The following is a 21,849-nucleotide window of genomic DNA, read 5'->3' as shown; positions in this document are numbered from 1 at the left end:
CGGTCCGGTGGTGCTTGACCTCTACCCATTTGAATGGCAGGTCTTTTACACCTGCAGACCGGTAAGATGTCCGGCGCTGGGGGCGCCCGAATGCGAGCACCGGAAACGAGCATAGGAAACGATCGGCCATGAAAGTGATCATTTGCGGGGCAGGCCAGGTGGGCTGGCAAATCGCGCGACATCTTTCCTCGGAAAAGAATGATGTAACGGTGGTGGACAACAATCCAGTATTGGTGAACCGCGCCACGGAAACACTTGATGTTCAAGGGATTTCCGGGTTTGCGTCCTATCCGGATGTATTGGAGCGCGCCGGCGCACGAGATGCGGATATGATCATTGCCGCCACCTATTCGGATGAGGTGAACATGGTCACCTGCCAGGTGGCCCATTCGGTTTTCGCCGTGCCGCGCAAAATCGCCCGACTGCGCAGCCAGTCCTATCTGGATGCGATCTATGCGGATCTTTACCGCCGGGATCACCTGCCGATCGACGTGGTGATCAGCCCGGAACGTGAAGTGGCCGAAGCGGTTCTGAAACGGCTGGCTGCACCTTCTGCGTTCGATATCGAAAGCTTCTTTGACGGCCGGGTGCAGCTGTTGGGCGTGCAGCTTGACGAGGAATGCCCGGTCCTGAACACGCCTTTGCGTCAGCTGACGGATCTGTTTTCTACCCTGTCGGTCATCGTGGTCGGGGTGCGCCGCGACGGATCTTTGTTTGCCCCGGAACCGGGGGATCAGCTGTTTGCGGGCGATCAATGTTACGTGTTCACCAAGACCGAAGACATGGACCGCACGCTGGAAGTGTTTGGTAAATCTACCAAACGTCAAAACCGCGTGGTGATCCTGGGCGGTGGCAATGTGGGGCTGGCCGTGGCGCAGGCGCTGGAGGCCCGCACCGATCGGATCCGCGCCAAAGTGGTGGAGCTGAACCGGGCGGTTGCTGAAAAAGCCGCCGATGCGCTGGAGCGCACGGTGGTTTTGAACGGCGACGGAATGAATATCGAGCTCATGAAAGAGGCGGGTGTGCCCAAGGCCGATGCCATCCTCGCCGTGACCGATGATGACAAGGTCAACCTTCTGACCTCGGTGCGCGCGAAATCTGTTGGATGCCAGATGTCGATCTGCCTGATCAATGACCCTTCGCTGGCGGGGCTGATGGACCCCTTGGACATCGACGCCTATATCAACCCGCGCACCCAAACCGTGAGCTCGATCCTGCGTCATATCCGTCATGGCAAGGTGCGCGAGGTCTATTCGCTGGGGGATGCCGAAGCCGAAGTGATCGAGGCGCAGGTTCTGGCCACGTCCCCCGTGGCGGGCAAGGCCATTCGCGACATTGATTTTCCGGAAGGGGTGCTGGTCGGTGCCATCATGAAGGGCGATGAGGTGCTCAAGCCCACGGGCAAGCTGCGCATCGACGAAGGCGACGTGGTTACGCTGTTTGCCATGGCCGAAGACGTGCCCGAGGTCGAACGGCTGTTGCAGGTGCAGATCGACTATTTCTGATGGCGGGCCCCAGCACAAATCCCTTGGTTTCGCAGATCCTGAAACTGCCGTTGCTGGTGATCCTGATGGGGATCGGCGTGGTCGCCATGATGGTGCCCGCAGTCTATGGGTGGTTTGCGGCAGAGTTCTTTGAATCTCGCGTCTTTTTCTACGGTGCCATCCTGTTTGGCTTTCTGACCACGTTCCTGGCCCTGGCGATGGCAGATATGCCCCGTTCCAGCCGCCCGCGCCGCCACCTGATGGCGCTTTTGGGATTGTTTGTCTTGTTGCCCCTGATGCTGGCCGTGCCCTTTCATCAGGCGGTAAAAACAACCAGTTTTCTCAATGCGTATGTGGAAATGGTGTCGGCGCTCACCACTACCGGGGCCTCGCTTTTTGATGATCCGGGACGGTTGGCGAACACCTTGCATCTGTGGCGCGCCCTGGTGGGCTGGCTGGGGGGATTGTTCATCTGGGTCGGTGCCATTGCCATTCTTGCGCCCATGGCGCTTGGTGGGTTTGAAGTGCGGGCGCGTTTTGGCGCGCGGGTGGATGTGGGCCGCTTTGGGGCGGGGCTGACGCAAATCACCAAAGTGGCTGACCTGTCGGATCGGATCCGCGCCTATGGGATCAAGCTGTTCCCGGTCTATGCCGGGCTGACAGCGGTGTTGTGGATCGGGCTGATCCTGACCGGGGAAAACGCCTTTGTCGCCCTGTGCCACGCCATGTCGACGCTGGCCACCAGTGGCATCTCTCCGGTTGGCGGGCCGTCGGGGGCCGAGGCGGGCATCGGCGGCGAAGTGATGATCGCCGTGTTCTTTGTCTTCGCCATTTCCCGGCTGACCTTCGCGACCGATATGCAGGCTGATGATCTGCGGGGGCTGGTGTCGGATGCTGAAATCCGCATGGCATTGGCGGTGATCCTGGTGGTCCCGTGCTTTTTGTTCCTGCGCCATTGGCTGGGGGCATTTGAGGTGGATGAGGAACTCAATATATGGGTGGGTCTCTCATCGCTGTGGGGGGCCGTGTTTACGACCCTGTCTTTCCTGACCACCACCGGTTTCGAAAGCGCCCATTGGGATACCAGTCGGGATTGGTCGGGCCTGCAAACGCCGGGTCTGGTCCTGATGGGGCTGGTGCTGATCGGGGGGGGCGTGGCGACCACTGCGGGGGGGGCCAAACTGATGCGGGTGTATGCGCTTTATCTGCATGGGATGCGTGAACTGGAAAAGCTGGTTCATCCCTCGTCGATCGGCGGCAGCGGCACCGATGCGCGGCACATGCGCGGGCGCGGCGCCTATATGGCGTGGGTGTTTTTTATGCTGATGGCCATGTCGCTTGCCCTGATCACCTTGGCGCTGGCCCTGACGGGACAAAGCTTTGAAAACGCCATGATCCTTACCATCGCGGCGCTGACCACCACCGGCCCCTTGGCCCAGGTCGCGGCGGTGGAGCCGATTTCTTATGGGGATCTGTCTGACCCTGCCAAGCTGATCATGGTTGCGGCGATGGTCCTGGGGCGGCTGGAAACCCTTGCCATTATCGCGCTTTTCAACCCGGACAGTTGGCGCAAATGACGCCTGATCTGTGATTTTGTCGCCATACCCGCATTTTGCAGCGCGTTTGGGGGTGGAATCTGGCAAATTCACGGGCCATATTATACCCATAGGACTTTCCTGCCGGTGATCGGCAGCACGAGATAAAAAGGAAAAAAAACGATGGCTGCGGACAAGCAAAACCTGCAAGATGCCTTTCTGAACCATGTGCGCAAATCGAAAGTGCCCGTGACGATCTTTTTGATCAACGGGGTGAAGCTTCAGGGCGTGATTTCCTGGTTCGACAATTTCTGTGTGCTCCTGCGCCGTGACGGTCAATCGCAACTCGTTTACAAACATGCGATTTCGACAATCATGCCGGGCGCACCGATCAACCTGTATGATGGCGAAGAAAGCTGACTGATCTCGTCGAACAGGAGGAACACCCGACCAAGGCCTGGGTCCTCCATCCCGAACTGACTTCCGATCGCGAGCGCCGCGCCCCTGGCCCTGCGCTTGACGAAGCCGTGGCGTTGGCCGCCGCCCTTCCGCATCTGGTGGTTGAGGGATCAGAGGTGGTGCGCATCGCCCGCCCGCATCCCGGGCAGCTTTTTGGCTCTGGCAAGATCGAAGAGCTGAAAAGCCGTATCCAGGCCGCCGATGTGGATCTGGTGCTGATCGACGGGCCGGTCAGCCCGGTGCAGCAGCGCAATCTGGAAAAGCTGTGGAAGGTCAAGATCCTCGATCGCACCGGGCTGATCCTGGAAATCTTCTCGGACCGTGCCCGTACCCGCGAAGGCGTGCTGCAGGTCGAAATGGCCGCGCTGTCTTATCAACGTACCCGTCTGGTGCGCGCCTGGACCCACCTGGAACGGCAACGTGGCGGGCTTGGCTTTGTGGGCGGCCCCGGCGAAACCCAGATCGAGGCCGACCGACGCGCGATTGACGACCAGTTGAACCGCTTGCGCCGACAGTTGGACAAAGTGGTGAAAACCCGCGAATTGCACCGCGCCGCCCGCGCCAAGGTGCCGTTTCCGATTGTTGCATTGGTGGGCTATACCAACGCCGGGAAATCCACGCTTTTCAACCGCTTGACCGGGGCAAAGGTTCTGGCAAAAGACATGCTTTTTGCCACGTTGGATCCGACCATGCGCAATATCGAATTGCCGGGCTCGGGCCGCAAGATCATCTTGTCCGACACGGTAGGGTTCATCTCGGATCTGCCCACGCAACTGGTCGCTGCTTTCCGCGCGACGCTGGAAGAGGTGCTGGCCGCCGACCTTGTTTTGCATGTCCGTGACATCTCGTCTGAAAACTCGGATGAACAGGCAGCGGATGTGGAAAAGATCATGGAAGAGCTGGGCGTGAACGAGGACACGCCGATGCTTGAAGTCTGGAACAAACTGGACCTTCTGGATCCAGACGACGCTGACGCGCGCTGCCGCGAAGCCTCTCGCAATGACGAAATCTTCACACTCTCCGCCCTGACCGGCGAGGGGTTTGGCGATTTGCTCGACGCGGTGGAAGCGAAACTGGATGCGCCGCGTGAAACCATCGAATTGCGGCTTGGTTTTGCCGAGGGAAAACAGCGCGCGTGGTTGTTTGCGCAGGGCGTGGTGGATGCCGAAGATCAGGACGAGAACGGTTGGAACCTCACCGTCACCTGGACCGAACGGCAAAAGGCCGACTACGCGGCTTTGTAAAATTGCCCCGGATCCCGTCAAAACAGGGGACCGGGGGCTTTCCTATTTTCTGGTCAGAAATATCCCGGGGTGAGCCGCGCAGGCGGCGAGGGGCAGCGCCCCTTTTGCCTAAAGCGTTTCGAGATTGACTTGAATAGCAATCTGATTTCGAAACACCCGCAACATCAGTGGGTTGTGAGCGTTCCGCTTCATTCTCGTGTCTCACCAAACGTCGAAACGCTTTCGCGTCAATTCCCCTTTGGTATCAGTCGGGTGACACCCACAGACGCCGCGCGCGCCAGATCGGGGTCCAGCGACATGGGCGTGTATTCGCCCCTGCGCCAAAGCTCGCCCAGATCGTCATAATGGCGTGACAACGGATGCCCGGATTGCCCGGTTGAGGACACGAAAAGCGAACTGTCCGGGTCCGCCATATCATAAACCCCGCGGTAGCTGGCCCCGTGCACGTTCAAAAATGGGTCTGGCCCGTCCCCGGCGGTTTTGCCCCGCATGAGTGTATTGTCCCCACCCGAGGTCGATTGACGGATGTTCACAAAAAGTTTGAGGAACGGAAACTTGCCCAGCACAGGGTGATCTTGCGTGGCGATATGGTGATCCCCCCAGCGCAGGCTTTCCTGTTCGCCCCGCGCGTTTTCATCCAGCCATAACAGCGCATCGTCCAGCGCGGCACGGGCAATCTCCGTGCAGGTTTCAACCGGCGCTGACTGGATCACGTCACACCAGATGCCAGCCCCCCGGATGTCGCGAAACACCCGCTCGATGAACAAGGGCTCCACATGCGGAAATTCCGAGGCAAGGGGGCCAAGTTCGTCGCGGATCAGGCGGGTTTGCAGGGCACGCATCCAGGCCGAGTAAATCAGCGGTTCGGGCATATGCTCGTTCATTTCGCCATTCCAATTCGCCAGCAGGGTTAGCGCACGCTGGCGTTTTCGCTCTTGCGTGCCCTCGGGGGCGGCTTCGCCGGTGAACCATAAATCCGCGCCCACCAGGGGCAAAAGTGTGCGGGCGGTGATTGAGACGGTGTCAAGCTGTGCTTCGATGAAACTGTCGCGCGTATGCACGGCGCGGGCCTGCATCAGGCGGGTCCAGCGCTGGACGCGTTGGCTATCGCCCCAGTCATAGCTCATGTGCAATGGGAAGGGGCGGCTGACCACCTTGTTGTTGGTGTTGCCCACGATCCCGCCTTTTGGCTGCACAAACTCCGGATTGGCGGTGTAGGTTTCCAGCCCGTCCCAGCGGTTTGCAGCGATCGCCCCGAGGCTGGGCATTCGCCCCTTGGTCTGATGGGCGCGGTTGCGTTTCGGCATGGCCCCGATCACCTTCATGGCGATCTGTTCGCGGTCCACCATGGTCAGGTTCATGCTTGGGGCAACAAAATCCGCCCCTGCGGCAATCCCTTCGGTCACGCTGGCGGCGCGCATCAGTCGAATGCCCGCACTCATGGATCGGTCTCGTTCCGTCAATAAGGTCCAGCCCAGCGACACCACATGGCCCGCGGGGGTGATCGCGCCCAGATCAAACATGTCAGCGGGCAGGATCGGACCGTTTGGTGAATATTGCAATTGCAGCGTGACCGGGCTCTGATCTTTGACCTTCACGATGGTCGAGCGCGTGGCAATGGGCGCCCAGCCGTCCGGGGTCCGGATCTGTTGCGGATTATCGGGGTTCAACTCTTCGATGAACAGGTCCTGATCATCCAGATAGGATGAGGTGATCCCCCAGGCAAACCCTTCGGAGCGCCCCACCAGCATAAGGGGCATCCCCGGAATGGTGCCGCCAATCACCCCGCCGGTCGACAGCTCTAGCCGGGCAAGATACCAGAGCGTCGGCGCCGTCAGTTTCAGATGTGGGTCATTGGCCAGAAGTGACGCCCCGGCGGCAGAGCGATCCGGGGCGGCGGCCCAGGCATTTGATGCGCCTGACAGGCCACGCCGGGGCGCGGGCCAGAAATCGGGACGGGCGGTTCGCGGGTGGTTATGGGCAAAATCCGAACGGTCACGCCCCAGAAGGCTGGCGTAATCGGGCAGGGCGGCGACACCGCTTCCGGGCATGTCGGGCAGGATGTCCGCAACGCGTTCTTCCGGCAATGTCAGGGAGATGCGTGCGCGCAGCACTTCGTTTTCCAACTGACCGGATTGTTGCACCCCCATCAGTTTGAGAATGGCCAGACTGTCGGCGGGTTGCCACGGGGAAATATCATTTGAAAACAGAAAGAATTCTGGCGCGCCACGGCCCAGGGCCTCGGAGTTTACCCGCGACAGATAGGCATTCACACCCGATGCATACGCGTCGAGGGCGGCGCGTGTGTCGCGATCTTGTTCTTCCAACGCGCCCTGAGCATAGGTGTAAAGTCCCAGGCGGCGCATCAGCTCATCGACTTTCAGGGTGCGTGCACCAAAGGCTTCGGACAGACGGCCCTGTGCGGTGCGGCGCAAAATCATCATTTGCCACAGACGGTCCTGCGCATGGGCATAGCCCAGACCGAAGAAGACATCGCTGTCATTTTGGCCAAATATATGGGGGATATTGGCGTTGTTGCGGACAATTTCCAGCGGTGCGGAAATGCCCCGGGTCTCGCGTGTTGCGTCGTAATCTGGCAGGGATTGGGCCGCAAGATAATAGACCATGGCGATGCCCAGCACTGCCACAACCAGCATGGCTGAAACCAGCCGGATCAACCACCGAAACACAAGCGCCATGATACCCTCTTGTTGACGTTCACCGCTAGGGCGGTAACTACTGTGCCTGACAAAGGAATACAACGAAAGGGAGTGGTTATGGCAAAATGCGCATTTTTGGGCTTGGGGGTCATGGGATACCCGATGGCGGGCCATCTGGTGGCGGCCGGCCATGAGGTGATTGTCTATAACCGCACCACGGCGAAAGCGCAGGATTGGGCCAAGGCGCATGGCGGCAAATGGGCCTCGAGCCCGCGCGAGGCCGCCTTGGGAGCGGATGTCGTGATGGCCTGTGTCGGCAACGACGACGATCTGCGCTCGGTTGTGCTGGGCGAAAATGGCGCCCTGGCCGGAATGTCCGAGGGCGCAATCTTTGTCGATCACACCACTGTTTCGGCAAAGGTCACACGAGAGCTTTATGCCGCGGCGTCCGACAAGGCGGTGTCTTTTGTGGATGCGCCGGTGTCCGGGGGGCAGGCGGGGGCCGAAAATGGCATTCTCTCGATCATGTGTGGCGGGGATGCGCCGGCCTATGCGGCGGCAGAGCCGATCATGCAGGCCTATGGGCGCACGGTGAAACGGCTGGGCGAAAGCGGTGCGGGGCAGCTGACCAAGATGGTCAACCAGATCTGTATTGCGGGCCTCGTGCAGGGCCTGTCCGAAGGGCTGCATTTTGCCGAGAAAGCCGGGCTGGATATTCGCGAGGTTGTGGATGTAATCCAGGGCGGTGCGGCGGGCAGCTGGCAGATGGTGAACCGGCATGACACCATGGCGGATGATCATTTTGACCACGGGTTTGCGGTGGATTGGATGCGCAAGGATCTGGGCATCTGTCTGGACACGGCCAATGAAAACGGCGCGAGCCTTCCGGTCACGGCCATTGTCGATCAGTTCTACAAAGAGGTGCAGAAGATGGGCGGTGGGCGCTGGGACACGTCCAGCCTGTTCAAGAGGTTAAGGAAGCTCGACTAACCCTTTGAAAATAGAAGAAAGGGAGGCGTGGTGCCTCCCTTTTTATATATGCGAAAAGATGTCCAGATCAGGGGATGATGCGGGTGTATTTCGCCCCTTCCAACGCGGCCCCTGCAATCAGACCGGCCTGGCCGAAGACCACGGCAACCACCGGGTCAGAGGCGGTGATCGTATCCGCTGTCAGGCGATCGCCCTCGGTCTGGAACGCGTATTTGATATCGGCCGAAGCCACCCATCCCGACGCGGTGCGGAATTCCTGAAGCGCCTGATTGGTCATGAAAAAGAGCACATGGGCGTATTGCTGTGCGCCAATCTGAAGGCCAACGCTCGCTTGGGTCTGCAGGTAATAATCCACCGTAACCCCATCGATGCGCAGCGCACCACGCCCATAAGCCCCGCCCACGACAAAGCCCGCTTCGGTGACCAGCGGCATGACAAGCATACCGGTTGATTTGGCCGCCAGCTGCTGAATGTCGGGATAGCGGTTGTAAAGATAGCGGATGGTCTGATCGACCCGCGCGTCAATGCGGGGGCCGTCCTGCGATCCCACGCCATTGGCGCAACCGGTCATGACCAGCCCCGCGCCGCCCAGCGTCACCATGAAACCGCGCCGGGAAAGATCGGATGTCTTGTTTGAACTGCTCATATCAAAGCCTCGTATCGCCTTGCCAACCGTCACCAGGATCCGCAACACGCCATTGTGGTTGCGCAGGATCGCCGGGGCTGGTGCCTGTTTGCTCTTTCAGTGGGACAGGTCTGCGCCTGCCTGTGGGCAAACTATAGCCTGCCCACGCGGAGCTGTCACGCAAAGAGCGCGCTAAGCCTGTGAAGAGTGGCGAAAAACTGCCTTGAGCAACGAGAGATCTTAAAGCGTTTCAGACAGGACTCGGGCCATGCGCGGGGCGTAATAGGTCAGGATCCCGTCACAGCCCGCCCGTTTGAACGCCATCAGGCTTTCGGCCATCACCTTGTCGCCATCGAGCCAGCCATTGGCGGCGGCGGCTTCTTGCATCGCATATTCGCCCGACACCTGATAGGCAAAGGTCGGCACGCCGAACTCGGTTTTCACCCGGCGGCAGATATCCAGATAGGGCAGGCCGGGTTTCACCATGATCATATCCGCCCCTTCCATCAGGTCGCGTTCCACAAGGCGCATGGCCTCGTCGGTATTGGCGGGATCCATCTGATAGGTTTTCTTGTCGCCCTTCAGCGCCCCCGACGCCCCAACCGCGTCCCGGAACGGGCCATAATAGGCAGAGGCATATTTCGCGGTATAGCTCATGATGGTCAGGTTGCGGTGCCCGGCCTCTTCGATCGCCACGCGAATGGCGCCGATGCGCCCGTCCATCATGTCGGACGGACCAAGGATATCGGCGCCTGCCTCAGCCTGGGCCAGGGCCATCTTGACCAGCGCTTCGACCGTTTCGTCATTCACGATCTCGCCGTCTTTGACGATCCCGTCATGGCCGTTGGCGTTGTAGGGGTCGAGTGCAACATCAGTCATCACCGCAATATCCGGCACCGCTTCCTTGATCGCGCGAATGGCGCGGTTCGACAGGTTGTAAGGGTTCCAGGCCTCTTCGCAGGCTTCGGTTTTCAACGCTGGATCGGTGTAGGGGAACAGGCACATTGCCGGAATGCCCAGATCAGCCGCCTCATGGGCCGCCTCGACCAGCTTGTCGATGGATTTGCGGCGCACACCGGGCATCGACGGGATATCCTGTTCAACATTCTCCCCGTCCACTACGAAGACCGGCCAGATCAGATCCTCAACCGTCAGGGTGTTTTCCCGCACCAGATCGCGCAGCGCGGCGGAGGAGCGGGTGCGGCGCAGGCGGGTGATCGGGAAGGGTGCGACGGTGCGCGAGGGGATGGGGCGGCTCATCTGGCTCTCCTGGCTGGTTCCGGTACGGACCGGACGTCATCTGGGCAGTTTTGCTCCAATCGTGTCCTTCGCAAGCGCGCGAAGTTGCGACAGGTTCGGTTTTCCTTGCCATGACAATCGGTTTGCCGCAAGTCCTCATGCCGGTATGTCGATAAGCGCGCGCGATTTCAGGGCCTAAAACCACTCTGGTCAAGGCCCCGATGCCCGCGTATTGTCGCGGCAAATCGAGTAGGCATGAACGACAAGGCAGACATCAGTGGACTGGTATACGACACTTTTTGAAATCATCGACATGCGGTCGTTTTCCAATCTCTGGTATTGGATCGCTTTGGCGGTCATGTGGTCGACGGCAAGCCATTGGGTGATCGGTGTGCCCTATGACATGGTGCAGCGCGCGGCGCGGCGCGGGGGCCAATTGCAGCTGGATCTTGAAGTGCTGGTGCGCATCTATTGTAATCGCATCCTCTATATCGCCGGCACCACCGGATTGTGGTTGCTTGGCATCGTGTCCGGCCTTTTGACCACGCTGCTGTTGTTGGGGTTCCTTTATGGGGTCGAGTTTTCCCAGGCCGTGTTTTTGCTGGCTTTTCCCATGTCCCTCGTGGGGCTGATGTCGCTGAACACGGCGCGCATCATCCGCGATCAGCAGTTGGACGGAAAGGCATTGCGCGATCGGTTGACCCGGCATCGTCTGCAGGTTCAGGTTCTCGGCATGATCTCTATCTTTGTCACCTCCCTGTGGGGAATGTACCAAAACCTCGCGCTGAATGCCTGGGGTTAGGCGACCGGCCGCATCGCCCCAACCCTTGATCCCATCAACCCCGGACACCCCGATGACCCATGTGATTCTTTCCGGAGCCCCAGAAGGCTATGATGCGCAGCTTCTGTTGAACGAGCTCGCGCGGGCGGATGGCCCGGTCATTCATGTGGCCCGGGATGACAAACGCATGGCCGCGATGCAGGCGGCGTTGGCGTTTTTTGCCCCGGGCACCACGGTGGTCAGCTTTCCGGGCTGGGATTGCCTGCCGTTTGACCGGGTTTCCCCCAATGCCGATGTGTCCGCGGCGCGGATGGCCACGCTGGCGGGGCTGGCCACCGGCGCCTTGTCGGGCAAGTTCGTGCTGCTGACCACGCTCAATGCCGCGATGCAGCGCGTGCCTGCGCGTTCGGTGCTGTCTGAGGCAAGTTTCTCGGCCCGTGTGGATTACCAGCTCGATGTGGACAAGCTGCGCGCCTTTCTGGTGCGTATGGGCTTTTCGCAAAGCCCTACGGTGATGGAACCCGGCGATTTTGCCGTGCGCGGGGGGATCATCGACATCTTCCCACCCGGGGAAAGCGGCCCGGTGCGGCTGGATCTCTTTGGCGATGTGCTGGACGGGGTGCGCCGCTTTGATCCGGTGACGCAGCGCACCACGGAAAAGCTGACCGGGATTGATCTGGCGCCGGTGTCCGAAGTGTTGATGGACGAGGCGTCAATCACCCGGTTTCGACAGAACTACCGGATTGAATTTGGCGCCGCCGGCTCGGATGACCCGCTCTACGAAGCGGTCAGTGCGGGGCGCAAGCATCAGGGTGTGGAACATTGGTTGCCGTTTTTCCACGAGAGGCTGGAAACGCTGTTTGACTATCTGCCCGACGCATCTGTCATGTTGGATGATCAGACCACGGCGGCGCGTTTGGCGCGATGGGACGCGATTGCGGATCAATATGAAACGCGCAAGATCGCGATGGGGGCCAAGAACCGGATGGATACGGTTTATAAGCCCTGTCCACCCGAGCTTTTGTATCTGGATGATGCGGCCTGGACCCGAACCGTCAAGGACAGGCGCGTGGTGCAGTTCGCTGTCCTTCCGCAAGCCACTGGGCCGGGGGTGGTGGATGGCGGCGGACGGATCGGCCGCAACTTTGCGCCGGAACGCCAACAGGAAAACGTCAATCTGTTTGAAGCCCTCGTGCGTCACATCGAAGCAAAGACCAGCCACCCGACCCTTGTGGCCAGTTATTCAGAGGGCGCACGCGAACGTCTTCAGGGGTTGTTGGCGGATGAGGGCCTGTCCGGCACGGTTCTGGTCGAGACATTCCGGGATGTGCCGGATGCGGGGCACGGGGTCTATTTGACGGTTTGGCCTTTGGAACACGGGTTCGAAACACCGGAGCTGACGGTGATTTCCGAACAGGATGTGCTAGGCGACCGGCTGATCCGCGCGCCCAAACGCAAACGCCGGGCCGAAAACTTCCTGACCGAAGCCAATGCGCTCTCGCCCGGCGATCTGGTGGTGCATGTGGATCACGGGGTTGGCATTTACAAAGGCCTGGAAACCGTCACCGCGATGGGCGCGCCGCATGAATGCCTGCTTTTGGAATATGCGGGCGGGGATCGCCTGTTCCTGCCAGTGGAAAACATCGAGCTTCTGTCGAAATTTGGCCATGACACCGGGCTTCTGGACAAGCTGGGCGGGGGCGCGTGGCAAGCCAAGAAAGCCAAGCTCAAGGAACGCATCCGCGAGATTGCCGACAAGCTGATCCGGCTGGCCGCCGAACGTGAACTGCGCAAAGCACCGGTCCTGGAAGCGCCGCACCACGCGTGGGAGGAGTTTTCCGCTCGTTTCCCATACCAGGAAACCGACGACCAGCTGGCGGCGATCGAAGACGTGATCGACGATATGTCGCGGGGTCGCCCGATGGATCGTCTGATTTGTGGCGATGTGGGTTTTGGCAAGACCGAGGTCGCGATGCGCGCGGCGTTTGTGGCTGCCATGTCCGGCCAGCAGGTGGCGGTGATTGCCCCCACCACGCTTCTGGCGCGGCAACATTACAAAAGCTTTGCGGAACGGTTTCGCGGTTTTCCGATCAATGTCGGGCAGCTGAGCCGGTTTGTCGGCACCGCCGAGGCCAAGCGCACCCGCGAAGGCATGTCGCGCGGCACGATGGATATTGTTGTGGGCACGCATGCGCTGCTGGCCAAGGACGTGCGGTTCGACAATCTGGGCCTTCTGGTGGTGGATGAGGAACAGCGTTTTGGCGTGAACCACAAAGAGCGGCTGAAAGAGCTGCGCTCGGACGTGCATGTTCTGACCCTGTCCGCGACCCCCATTCCGCGCACGCTCCAGATGTCATTGTCGGGGGTACGCGACCTGTCGATCATCGGCACGCCGCCGGTGGACCGTCTGTCGATCCGCACCTATGTGTCCGAATTTGACAGCGTGACCATCCGCGAGGCGCTGTTGCGGGAACATTATCGCGGCGGGCAGAGCTTTTTCGTGGTGCCGCGCATCAAGGACCTTCCCGAGATCGAAGCCTTTCTGGCCGATCACGTGCCCGAGGTTAGTTTCGTGGTCGCGCATGGTCAGATGGCCGCAGGCGAGCTGGATGACCGGATGAACGCGTTTTACGATGGGAAATATGATGTGTTGCTGGCCACCACCATCGTCGAAAGCGGGATCGACATTCCCACTGCCAACACGATGATTGTGCATCGCGCCGACATGTTTGGTCTGGCACAACTTTACCAGATCCGGGGTCGGGTAGGGCGGTCAAAAACCCGCGCTTATGCCTATCTCACCACAAAACCCCGTGCACCGCTGACCGCCACTGCCGAAAAGCGGCTGAGGGTGTTGGGGTCTCTGGATACTCTGGGGGCCGGGTTCACGCTGGCCTCGCAAGACCTGGATATTCGCGGGGCGGGGAACCTGGTGGGCGAAGAGCAATCCGGCCAGATGCGCGAAGTGGGCTATGAACTGTATCAGCAGATGCTGGAAGAGGCGATTGCCAAGATCAAATCGGGTGAACTGGAAGGGCTGGCCGACAGCGATGGCACATGGGCGCCGCAGATCAACCTGGGCGTTCCCGTGTTGATCCCGGACAGTTACGTGCCTGATCTGGATGTGCGTCTGGGCCTGTATCGTCGCCTGTCGTCGCTGTCGACCAAAGTCGAGTTGGAAGGATTTGCCGCCGAGCTGATCGACCGGTTTGGCAATCTGCCAAAAGAGGTGAACACCCTGATGTTGGTGGTGCGCATCAAGGCGATGTGCAAACGCGCAGGGATTGCCAAGCTGGACGGGGGCCCCAAGGGGGCGACCATCCAGTTCCACAATGACAAATTTGCCAATCCGCAGGGGTTGGTCGAATTCATTCAAGCGCAAAACGGGCTGGCGAAGGTGCGTGACAATAAAATCGTGGTGCGACGCGACTGGCGGAAAACGTCGGATAAGATCAAGGGGGCCTTTGCCATTGCCCAGGATCTGGCGATCAAGGTGAAAGAGGCACAGAAGGCGAAAGGTTAAGCGCTTGACGCCGCTTGGTCAGCTGCGCATTTCGTAGAAAACTAGAAAACTAGAAAACTAGAAAACTAGAAAACTAGAAAACTAGAAAACTAGAAAACTAGAAAACTAGAAAACTAGAAAACTAGTTTTCTGGTTTTGTGACCGGAAATGCGGTCAATCCGGTTCCGGGGGGTTGCCATGCCTGAAAACTCGCTATATACGCGCGCCTGTTAATCCACAGGCGAAGTGCGGGCCTATGGGGGAGACATCCCCATAACGTCCACCGGTTGAAGGGGTATCCTTCGAAACGCTTCGCCGAGGTTGAAACCGGAAAAGGAAAAAGAACATGGCATTGCCTGACTTCACTCTCCGTCAGCTGCTGGAAGCTGGCGTACACTTTGGCCACCAAACTCAGCGTTGGAACCCCCGTATGGGTCCGTTCATCTATGGTGAGCGCAACGGGATCCACATCCTCGACCTGACGCAAACCGTTCCGATGCTGGACCAGGCCCTGAACGCCGTGCGCGAAACCGTTGCCAAAGGTGGCCGCGTTCTGTTCGTCGGCACCAAGCGCCAGGCGTCGAAGGCCGTTGCAGACGCTGCCGAGCGTTCCGCACAGTATTACATGAACCACCGTTGGCTGGGTGGCACGCTGACCAACTGGCAGACCGTGTCGAAATCGATCCAGCGTCTGAAAGAATTTGACGAGAAACTTGCTTCGGGCGCTGAAGGCCTGACCAAGAAAGAACGTCTGGGCATGGAACGCGAGCAGGCCAAACTGCAGGCGTCATTGGGCGGCATCCGCGAAATGGGCGGTGTTCCGGATCTTTTGTTCGTCATCGACGTGAAAAAAGAAGCGCTGGCGATTGCCGAAGCCAACAAGCTGGGCATCCCGGTTGTGGCCGTGGTCGACACCAACTGCCCGCCGGAAGGTGTGGATTACATCATCCCGGGCAACGACGACGCGGCCCGCGCAATCGCGCTTTACACCGACCTGGCCGCCCGCGCTGCTCTGGACGGCATGTCGGCCCAAATGGGCGCAGCTGGCATCGACCTGGGCGAGCTGGAAGACGGCATGACCGAAGAGGCTGTGGCGGAAGACGCTGCTGCTGAAGGCGCAGACGCCTAAGAACGATTTGCAGACGGGCAGGGCGCGTCCCTGCCTGTCTCATCGCCTTTATAGACTGCGGGCATCGGTATTCTCGATGTCACAGAATTGATACCGGCATGGGCTAGGTCCCGGCCGAAGATCCTCAAGGAGAGTTAAGATGGCAATCACTGCTGCACTCGTGAAAGAACTGCGCGAATCCACCGGCGTTGGCATGATGGACGCGAAAAAAGCCCTGGTCGAAAACGACGGCGACATGGAAGCCGCCCAGGACTGGCTGCGCACCAAAGGCCTGGCGAAAGCCGCCAAAAAGGCCGACCGTACCGCCGCAGAAGGCCTGGTGGCCGTGGCTGTTGAAGGTGGCAAAGGTGTTGCCGTTGAAGTGAACTCGGAAACCGACTTTGTCGCCAAGAACGCCGAATTCCAGGGCATGGTGGCTGGCATTGCAAACGCTGCCCTGAACGTGTCGGACATTGACGGTCTGAACGCGGCTGATCTGGGTGGCAAATCGGTTGCTGACACCATCACCGACAAGATCGCCACCATCGGCGAAAACATGTCGCTGCGTCGCATGGCATCGGTGGAAGGGGACGTTGTTGCCTCTTACATCCACAATGCGGCTGCTGACGGCATGGGCAAAATCGGTGTTCTGGTTGCGCTGAAAGGCGGCGACGAGGCGTTCGGCAAGCAGGTTGCCATGCACGTGGCTGCGGCAAACCCGGCTGCGCTGAACGAAGCGGATCTGGATCCGGCTGTTGTTGAAAAAGAACGCACCATCCTGACCGAGCAAGCCCGTGAAAGCGGCAAGCCCGAGAACATCATTGAAAATATGATCAAGGGCCGCATGAAAAAGTTCCTCGCCGAGGTGACCCTGGTGGGCCAGAACTTTGTTCTGAACCCTGACCTGACCGTCGAACAGGCCGCCAAGGAAGCGGGTGCCGAGATCGTTGGGTACGTGCGCATGGAAGTGGGCGACGGCATCGAGAAAGAAGAAACCGATTTCGCCGCTGAAGTGGCTGCTGCCGTCAAAGGCTAAATCGGATCACAGGGCAGGAGACTGTTCTGCGTGAATTGGAAAGGGGTCGGGTGTCCGGCCCCTTTTTCATGTGATGTGCATCTTTTGGTGGGGTCTTTTCCGCGACGAATTCGTTATGGCTCTGCAGAAGCGCCTTCAGATCCGGCAATGCGGTGAAAGGAAAGCGGCGCCAACGGGGAAAGTTGACGCCGCAAAGATGGATCCGCGGGACAGCGAACCCCTCTCAAGGGAAAAGAAAAACTGGTGCCAGAGGGAAAAATACTCCATAGGCACCAGCCCTCGGTTACCCGAAAGAATGAACGACATCTGAAATCACAGGTCCCTCACCCCAATGTTCCAAAGGCCAAAGCCACCACTCACGGAACAATTGTATTATCAACCTTGAATGTCTTTTGCGATAGTCGGGTTTTCCTTACCTCCCAATGAGGACGCTATTTTTCCTGCTTATTTTCCACCTTCTGCGGTTCCGGCCACCATGTAGATCTGGTTGAAAAACGAGGCTTTTGCGACCGCCTGCGCCGTGGTGTCGACCCCAAGCTTCTCGCGTGCGATTCGAAGGTGCTTTTCCACCGTCGCAACCGAGACGTCCATGATGGTTGCAATATCTTGCGTGGTCTTGCCATCAGACACCCATTCCAGCGCCTCGCGTTGACGGGCCGTCAGGGGTTGTCTTTGGGTTTCAATAGGAAGCGAGATGATCTTAAGGTGAGATACATTGGCAAAGGTTTCCAGATCATGGCCAATGTCGCGCCAGATATCGTCCACCTCGTCCTGATCAAGCCCCGGTTTGGCGGTGGCGGCGATCACGCCGCGCGTCCGGGACGTGGCGGATGGGAAGGCGATGGTGTAGCCCGCGGTCACCTGCAAACGCCGGTTGACCTCCAACACTTCGCGTTGTCGCTCTCCCATCAGATCAGCGTTTTCAGCCACCCAGCGCCAGGAACAGGCCCCGGTGTTCCGTGCCGCCCAGATCGCCATGGGCGAATGCACATACATCTCTTCTTCTGTGTAGGATTTCAGATATTCCGGCTCATGGTTCGACAGGATCAGGATATCCTCGCGTGGGCCAAAATTGTTCAGGGTGAAGAAACGTGAATAGCCATAGATGATCCGGTCGAAACCAAATGCATCAAATACCTCGCGCTGCAATTGCCAGACCTCTTGCAAAGAGGTGCAGCTGCACACATCGCGGATCCGATCCATCAAAGACATGATCAGGTGGCTTCGAGATGCGCCAAAAGCGCGTCAATTGCCAGTACATAGCCCTGCGCCCCGAACCCGCAGATCTGGCCGATGGCCACCTTTGCGATATAGGATTGATGGCGAAACTCCTCGCGGGCGTGAATGTTGGACAGGTGCAGCTCTACCACCGGCATTTCCGTGGAGATAATGGCATCCATCAGGGCAATCGACGTGTGGGTATAGGCGCCGGCATTCAGGATGATCCCGTCATGCTGCGATTTCGCCGCATGGATCGCATCCACCAGCGCGCCTTCGTGATTGGATTGCAGGCACACGCACTCAGCCCCACGTGTCTTGGCGTGGCGCAGGCAGTCGGCTTCGATGTCCGCAAGTGTTGTGGTGCCGTAAATCTCAGGCTGCCGTGTCCCCAGCAGATTGAGGTTCGGACCATTCAGAACCAGTAATGATGACATGTAGTTATCCCTTTTCCCGTGAACAACTTAGCCACGAATGATCAAGGTTGTCGAGGGGGTTGGCCATTCCTCGAACAGCTCCTTAAGTATAGGTGCATATATCGTGGGGTCAGCCGCTTTCCCGAAATTCCGACGCAAATGTAAAAAATGGGCGGGCTTCACTGGACCTGTGTGATCCGTCTTCGTGAGGGGATTTCACCGAAGTCCGTGAACCGCGATCTGGACCGGCACAGGTTTGTCGGGCAGGCGCAGGGGCAGGGGCCCTGTTCGGGAACTCCCTTGGTTTTCAGGCCGAAAAGTTCTTGCATACAAATGTATGCTGAAATATGACTGCGCTCAGCAAGCTTTTTCCCGGCCCGCCAGAAATGCCTCGCGACCCGGCGTTCAAGCTTAACCCAAACTCTAACGCGTAGGGATCGTCATGAGCTTGTACACCGACTACCTAACCGAGATTGAAGCCCGCAAGACCCAGGGCCTGAACCCCAAACCCATCGATGATGGCGCGCTGGTGGGGGAACTGATCGAGCAGATCAAGGATCAGGGCAACGCCCATCGCGAAGACAGCCTGAACTTCTTCATCTACAACACGCTGCCCGGCACGACCAGTGCGGCGGGCGTGAAGGCCACCTTCCTGAAAGAGATCATTCTGGGTCAGGTGAGTGTCGATGAAATCTCGCCGGATTTCGCGTTTGAACTGCTGTCGCACATGAAAGGCGGCCCCTCGGTTGAGGTTCTGCTGGATCTGGCCCTGGGCGAGGATGTCGCGATTGCGGGGCAGGCGGCCGAGGTTCTGAAAACCCAGGTGTTCCTCTACGAAGCCGACACCGACCGTCTGGAAGCGGCTTACAAAGCCGGAAACGCCGTGGCGAAAGACCTGTTGGAAAGCTATGCCAAGGCCGAGTTCTTCACCAAGCTGCCCGAGGTGGAAGAAGAGATTAAAGTCGTGACCTATATCGCCGGGGTTGGCGATATCTCGACCGACCTTCTGTCGCCCGGCGCCGAGGCGCATTCGCGCGCTGACCGCGAGCTGCACGGCAAATGCATGATCACCCCCGAAGCGCAGGCCGAAATTCAGGAGCTGCAAAAACAGCACCCCGATGCGCGCGTGATGCTGATCGCGGAGAAGGGCACCATGGGTGTGGGCTCGTCGCGGATGTCGGGTGTGAACAACGTGGCGCTGTGGACCGGTAAGAAAGCCAGCCCCTATGTGCCTTTCATCAATATCGCGCCTGTCGTGGCCGGCACCAACGGCATTTCGCCGATCTTCCTGACCACCGTGGGCGTGACCGGCGGCATTGGCATAGATCTGGACAACTGGGTCAAGAAAACCGATGCAGACGGCAATGTCGTGCTGGATGATGATGGTGAACCCGTGCTGGAAGAGGCCTATTCCGTGGCCACCGGCACCGTGCTGACCATCAACTCAAAAACCAAAACTCTGCATGACGCCTCTGGCAAAGAACTGAAAAGCGTCGCCGCAGCCTTCACGCCCCAGAAGATGGAATTCATGAAGGCGGGCGGCTCTTACGCTGTGGTCTTTGGTAAAAAGCTGCAAACCTTTGCCGCCGAGGCGCTGGGGCAAGAGCTCAAATCGGCTTATGCACCGTCGAAAGAGGTGACCGCCGAAGGGCAGGGGCTGACCGCTGTTGAAAAGATCTTCAACCGCAACGCCCTGGGCACCACGCCGGGTGCCACCCTGCACGCAGGCTCTGATGTGCGCGTGAAGGTGAATGTGGTCGGCAGCCAGGACACCACCGGGCCGATGACCGCGCAGGAACTGGAAGCCATGGCCGCCACCGTGATCTCTCCATCGGTTGACGTGGGCTATCAGTCGGGGTGTCACACCGCGTCGGTTTGGGACAAAAAGGCCCAGGCCAACATCCCCAAGCTGATGAAATTCATGAATGATTTCGGCCTGATCACCGCGCGCGACCCCAAGGGCAACTATCCCGCGATGACCGACGTGATTCACAAGGTGCTGAACGACATCACCGTGGATGACTGGGACGTGATCATCGGCGGCGACAGCCACACCCGGATGTCAAAAGGCGTGGCCTTTGGCGCGGACTCGGGCACCGTCGCGCTGGCGCTCGCCACCGGCGAAGCCTCGATGCCGATCCCGGAATCGGTCAAGGTGACCTTCAAAGGCCAAATGGCCGATCACATGGATTTCCGCGACGTGGTGCACGCCACCCAGGCGCAGATGCTGGCACAACACGGCGACAACGTGTTCCAGGGTCGCGTGATCGAGGTGCATATCGGCACGCTTCTGGCTGACCAGGCCTTCACCTTCACCGACTGGACCGCCGAGATGAAGGCCAAGGCCTCGATCTGTATCTCGAACGACGAAACGCTGATCGGCTCGCTTGAGCTGGCGAAATCGCGCATCCAGATCATGATCGACAAGGGCATGGACAACGAAGCGCAGCTGCTGCAAGGCCTGATCAACAAGGCCGATGCCCGTATCGCGGATATCAAGTCGGGGACGAACCCGGCGCTGGCACCGGACGACAACGCGAAATATTTCGCCGAGGTCGTGGTGGATCTGGACAAGATCGTCGAGCCGATGATCGCCGACCCGGACGTTCACAACGAAGATGTGTCCAAGCGCTATACCCACGACACAATCCGCCCGATTTCCTACTACAAGGCGGAAAAGCACGTGGATCTGGGCTTTGTCGGATCGTGCATGGTGCATAAGGGTGACATCAAGATCGTCGCGCAAATGCTGAAGAACCTTGAGAAATCCGAGGGAAAGGTGGAGTTCAAAGCGCCGCTCGTTGTGGCCGCGCCGACCTACAACATCATCGACGAGCTGAAGGAAGAAGGCGATTGGGAGGTGCTCGAGAAATATTCGGGCTTCACCTTCGACGACCTGTTCCCGAAGGAAAACGCCCGCACCGAGTATGAGAACATCCTCTATCTCGAACGTCCCGGCTGTAACCTCTGCATGGGCAACCAGGAAAAAGCCGCAAAAGGCGACACGGTTCTGGCCACGTCGACCCGCCTGTTCCAGGGCCGCGTTGTGGCGGATGCGCCGGGCAAGAAAGGCGAGAGCCTGCTGGCCTCGACCCCGGTTGTTGTGCTCTCGGCCATCCTTGGTCGCACGCCGACGCTCGATGAATACAAAACCGCCGTCGAAGGCATTGATCTGACCAAATTCGCGCCGCCGCTGCAAATCCCGGCAACCTCGAAATCGGCGCATTTCTAATGATCGCCACCTGCGGCCAGACATGGTTGCAAGCGCAATAAATCAAAGATCACCGGCGCAATCCGGTGATCTTTTTTCTATTGGTTTGGAAGTTTTTTACGGGGTCATAAAACTGTGGTGTCCACCATCAGTTTTGGGGCCGCAGATCAAATATCCATGGCTGTTTTGCGCCTTCATCCCGCCAAAACACCGCCCAAAACTATGATGGCAACGGCTCAGAGCCGCGGCCGTTCCTGTCAAGCAACGACAGATCCAACACTATTCCCCCAGGGGCGCCCCAAATCTGTGTTTCAGATTACCTGCGAAACGCTTTAGGTTGG

The 21,849-nt window shown here is 59.1% G+C and carries 15 protein-coding genes; 10 read left to right on the top strand and 5 right to left on the bottom strand.

All coding sequences use genetic code 11. The features are described from left to right. Window positions 1-128: 128 nt before the first annotated feature. The 4 genes from trkA to hflX all read left to right on the top strand — a co-directional run bounded on the left by trkA (window position 129) and on the right by hflX (window position 4,722). Window positions 129-1,505, top strand: a complete 1,377-nt coding sequence (trkA, locus tag ACP15V_RS08120; protein WP_424943169.1) for a Trk system potassium transporter TrkA — start codon at window positions 129-131, stop codon at window positions 1,503-1,505. Window positions 1,506-1,528: 23 nt separating this feature from the next. Next, the gene (locus tag ACP15V_RS08115; protein WP_424943168.1) at window positions 1,529-3,061 is read left to right on the top strand and encodes a potassium transporter TrkG; all 1,533 of its coding nucleotides are present in this window, start codon (window positions 1,529-1,531) and stop codon (window positions 3,059-3,061) included. Window positions 3,062-3,202: 141 nt separating this feature from the next. Next, a complete protein-coding gene (gene hfq, locus ACP15V_RS08110; RefSeq protein ID WP_424943167.1) occupies window positions 3,203-3,439 on the top strand; it encodes an RNA chaperone Hfq in 237 nt (78 codons plus the stop codon). Then, a complete protein-coding gene (hflX, locus tag ACP15V_RS08105; RefSeq protein WP_424943399.1) occupies window positions 3,436-4,722 on the top strand; it encodes a GTPase HflX in 1,287 nt (428 codons plus the stop codon). The genes hfq and hflX overlap by 4 nt, the downstream gene beginning before the upstream one ends. A 227-nt stretch (window positions 4,723-4,949) precedes the next feature. On the opposite strand, the gene ACP15V_RS08100 is transcribed toward hflX, so the two are convergent. Beyond that, window positions 4,950-7,421, bottom strand: coding sequence for a penicillin acylase family protein (locus tag ACP15V_RS08100; protein ID WP_424943166.1), 2,472 nt, complete (start codon window positions 7,419-7,421; stop codon window positions 4,950-4,952). Between the two features lie 78 nt (window positions 7,422-7,499). On the opposite strand from ACP15V_RS08100, the gene ACP15V_RS08095 reads away from it, so the two are divergent. After that, the gene (locus ACP15V_RS08095; protein ID WP_424943165.1) at window positions 7,500-8,372 is read left to right on the top strand and encodes an NAD(P)-dependent oxidoreductase; all 873 of its coding nucleotides are present in this window, start codon (window positions 7,500-7,502) and stop codon (window positions 8,370-8,372) included. Window positions 8,373-8,439: 67 nt separating this feature from the next. On the opposite strand, the gene ACP15V_RS08090 is transcribed toward ACP15V_RS08095, so the two are convergent. Then, window positions 8,440-9,018, bottom strand: a complete 579-nt coding sequence (locus ACP15V_RS08090) for a YSC84-related protein (protein ID WP_424943164.1) — start codon at window positions 9,016-9,018, stop codon at window positions 8,440-8,442. 219 nt (window positions 9,019-9,237) lie between these two features. Continuing rightward, window positions 9,238-10,257 carry a porphobilinogen synthase gene (hemB, locus tag ACP15V_RS08085; RefSeq protein ID WP_424943163.1) on the bottom strand — a complete coding sequence of 340 codons (1,020 nt, stop codon included), beginning with the start codon at window positions 10,255-10,257 and terminating at the stop codon, window positions 9,238-9,240. Between the two features lie 256 nt (window positions 10,258-10,513). Between hemB and ACP15V_RS08080 the strand changes: the two genes are divergently transcribed. The 4 genes from ACP15V_RS08080 (at window position 10,514) to tsf (ending at window position 16,663) form a co-directional block, all read left to right on the top strand. Then, complete coding sequence (locus tag ACP15V_RS08080; protein ID WP_424943162.1) at window positions 10,514-11,038, top strand: component of SufBCD complex; 525 nt, start codon at window positions 10,514-10,516, stop codon at window positions 11,036-11,038. 52 nt (window positions 11,039-11,090) lie between these two features. Further along, entirely contained in the window at window positions 11,091-14,540 is a 3,450-nt protein-coding gene (gene mfd / locus ACP15V_RS08075) for a transcription-repair coupling factor (protein WP_424943161.1), read from the top strand. A gap of 325 nt (window positions 14,541-14,865) precedes the next feature. Further along, window positions 14,866-15,648, top strand: coding sequence for a 30S ribosomal protein S2 (rpsB, locus tag ACP15V_RS08070; RefSeq protein WP_424943160.1), 783 nt, complete (start codon window positions 14,866-14,868; stop codon window positions 15,646-15,648). A gap of 139 nt (window positions 15,649-15,787) precedes the next feature. Continuing rightward, the gene (gene tsf, locus ACP15V_RS08065; RefSeq protein ID WP_424943159.1) at window positions 15,788-16,663 is read left to right on the top strand and encodes a translation elongation factor Ts; all 876 of its coding nucleotides are present in this window, start codon (window positions 15,788-15,790) and stop codon (window positions 16,661-16,663) included. Window positions 16,664-17,107: 444 nt separating this feature from the next. On the opposite strand, the gene ACP15V_RS08060 is transcribed toward tsf, so the two are convergent. Next, window positions 17,108-17,875, bottom strand: coding sequence for a helix-turn-helix transcriptional regulator (locus tag ACP15V_RS08060; RefSeq protein ID WP_424943158.1), 768 nt, complete (start codon window positions 17,873-17,875; stop codon window positions 17,108-17,110). Window positions 17,876-17,877: 2 nt separating this feature from the next. Beyond that, window positions 17,878-18,318, bottom strand: a complete 441-nt coding sequence (gene aroQ, locus ACP15V_RS08055; RefSeq protein WP_424943157.1) for a type II 3-dehydroquinate dehydratase — start codon at window positions 18,316-18,318, stop codon at window positions 17,878-17,880. Between the two features lie 421 nt (window positions 18,319-18,739). On the opposite strand from aroQ, the gene ACP15V_RS08050 reads away from it, so the two are divergent. Further along, the gene (locus ACP15V_RS08050) at window positions 18,740-21,529 is read left to right on the top strand and encodes a bifunctional aconitate hydratase 2/2-methylisocitrate dehydratase (protein ID WP_424943156.1); all 2,790 of its coding nucleotides are present in this window, start codon (window positions 18,740-18,742) and stop codon (window positions 21,527-21,529) included. Window positions 21,530-21,849: the final 320 nt, after the last annotated feature.

The sequence above is a fragment of the Aliiroseovarius crassostreae genome (assembly GCF_049803815.1).
Taxonomy (GTDB): Bacteria; Pseudomonadota; Alphaproteobacteria; order Rhodobacterales; family Rhodobacteraceae; genus Aliiroseovarius; species Aliiroseovarius crassostreae_A.
The sequence above is the reverse complement of the archived record's forward strand: the minus strand, read 5'-3'. Positions and strand labels throughout refer to the sequence as shown.

Excerpts from the sequence above, each read along its gene's own strand:
- rpsB (WP_424943160.1), top strand. The coding sequence starts at position 14,866 with ATGGCATTGCCTGACTTCACTCTCCGTCAGCTGCTGGAAGCTGGCGTA.
- ACP15V_RS08090 (WP_424943164.1), bottom strand. The coding sequence starts at position 9,018 with ATGAGCAGTTCAAACAAGACATCCGATCTTTCCCGGCGCGGTTTCATG.
- ACP15V_RS08060 (WP_424943158.1), bottom strand. The coding sequence starts at position 17,875 with ATGTCTTTGATGGATCGGATCCGCGATGTGTGCAGCTGCACCTCTTTG.
- tsf (WP_424943159.1), top strand. The coding sequence starts at position 15,788 with ATGGCAATCACTGCTGCACTCGTGAAAGAACTGCGCGAATCCACCGGC.
- ACP15V_RS08095 (WP_424943165.1), top strand. The coding sequence starts at position 7,500 with ATGGCAAAATGCGCATTTTTGGGCTTGGGGGTCATGGGATACCCGATG.
- mfd (WP_424943161.1), top strand. The coding sequence starts at position 11,091 with ATGACCCATGTGATTCTTTCCGGAGCCCCAGAAGGCTATGATGCGCAG.
- ACP15V_RS08100 (WP_424943166.1), bottom strand. The coding sequence starts at position 7,421 with ATGGCGCTTGTGTTTCGGTGGTTGATCCGGCTGGTTTCAGCCATGCTG.
- ACP15V_RS08050 (WP_424943156.1), top strand. The coding sequence starts at position 18,740 with ATGAGCTTGTACACCGACTACCTAACCGAGATTGAAGCCCGCAAGACC.
- hemB (WP_424943163.1), bottom strand. The coding sequence starts at position 10,257 with ATGAGCCGCCCCATCCCCTCGCGCACCGTCGCACCCTTCCCGATCACC.
- aroQ (WP_424943157.1), bottom strand. The coding sequence starts at position 18,318 with ATGTCATCATTACTGGTTCTGAATGGTCCGAACCTCAATCTGCTGGGG.
- hfq (WP_424943167.1), top strand. The coding sequence starts at position 3,203 with ATGGCTGCGGACAAGCAAAACCTGCAAGATGCCTTTCTGAACCATGTG.
- trkA (WP_424943169.1), top strand. The coding sequence starts at position 129 with ATGAAAGTGATCATTTGCGGGGCAGGCCAGGTGGGCTGGCAAATCGCG.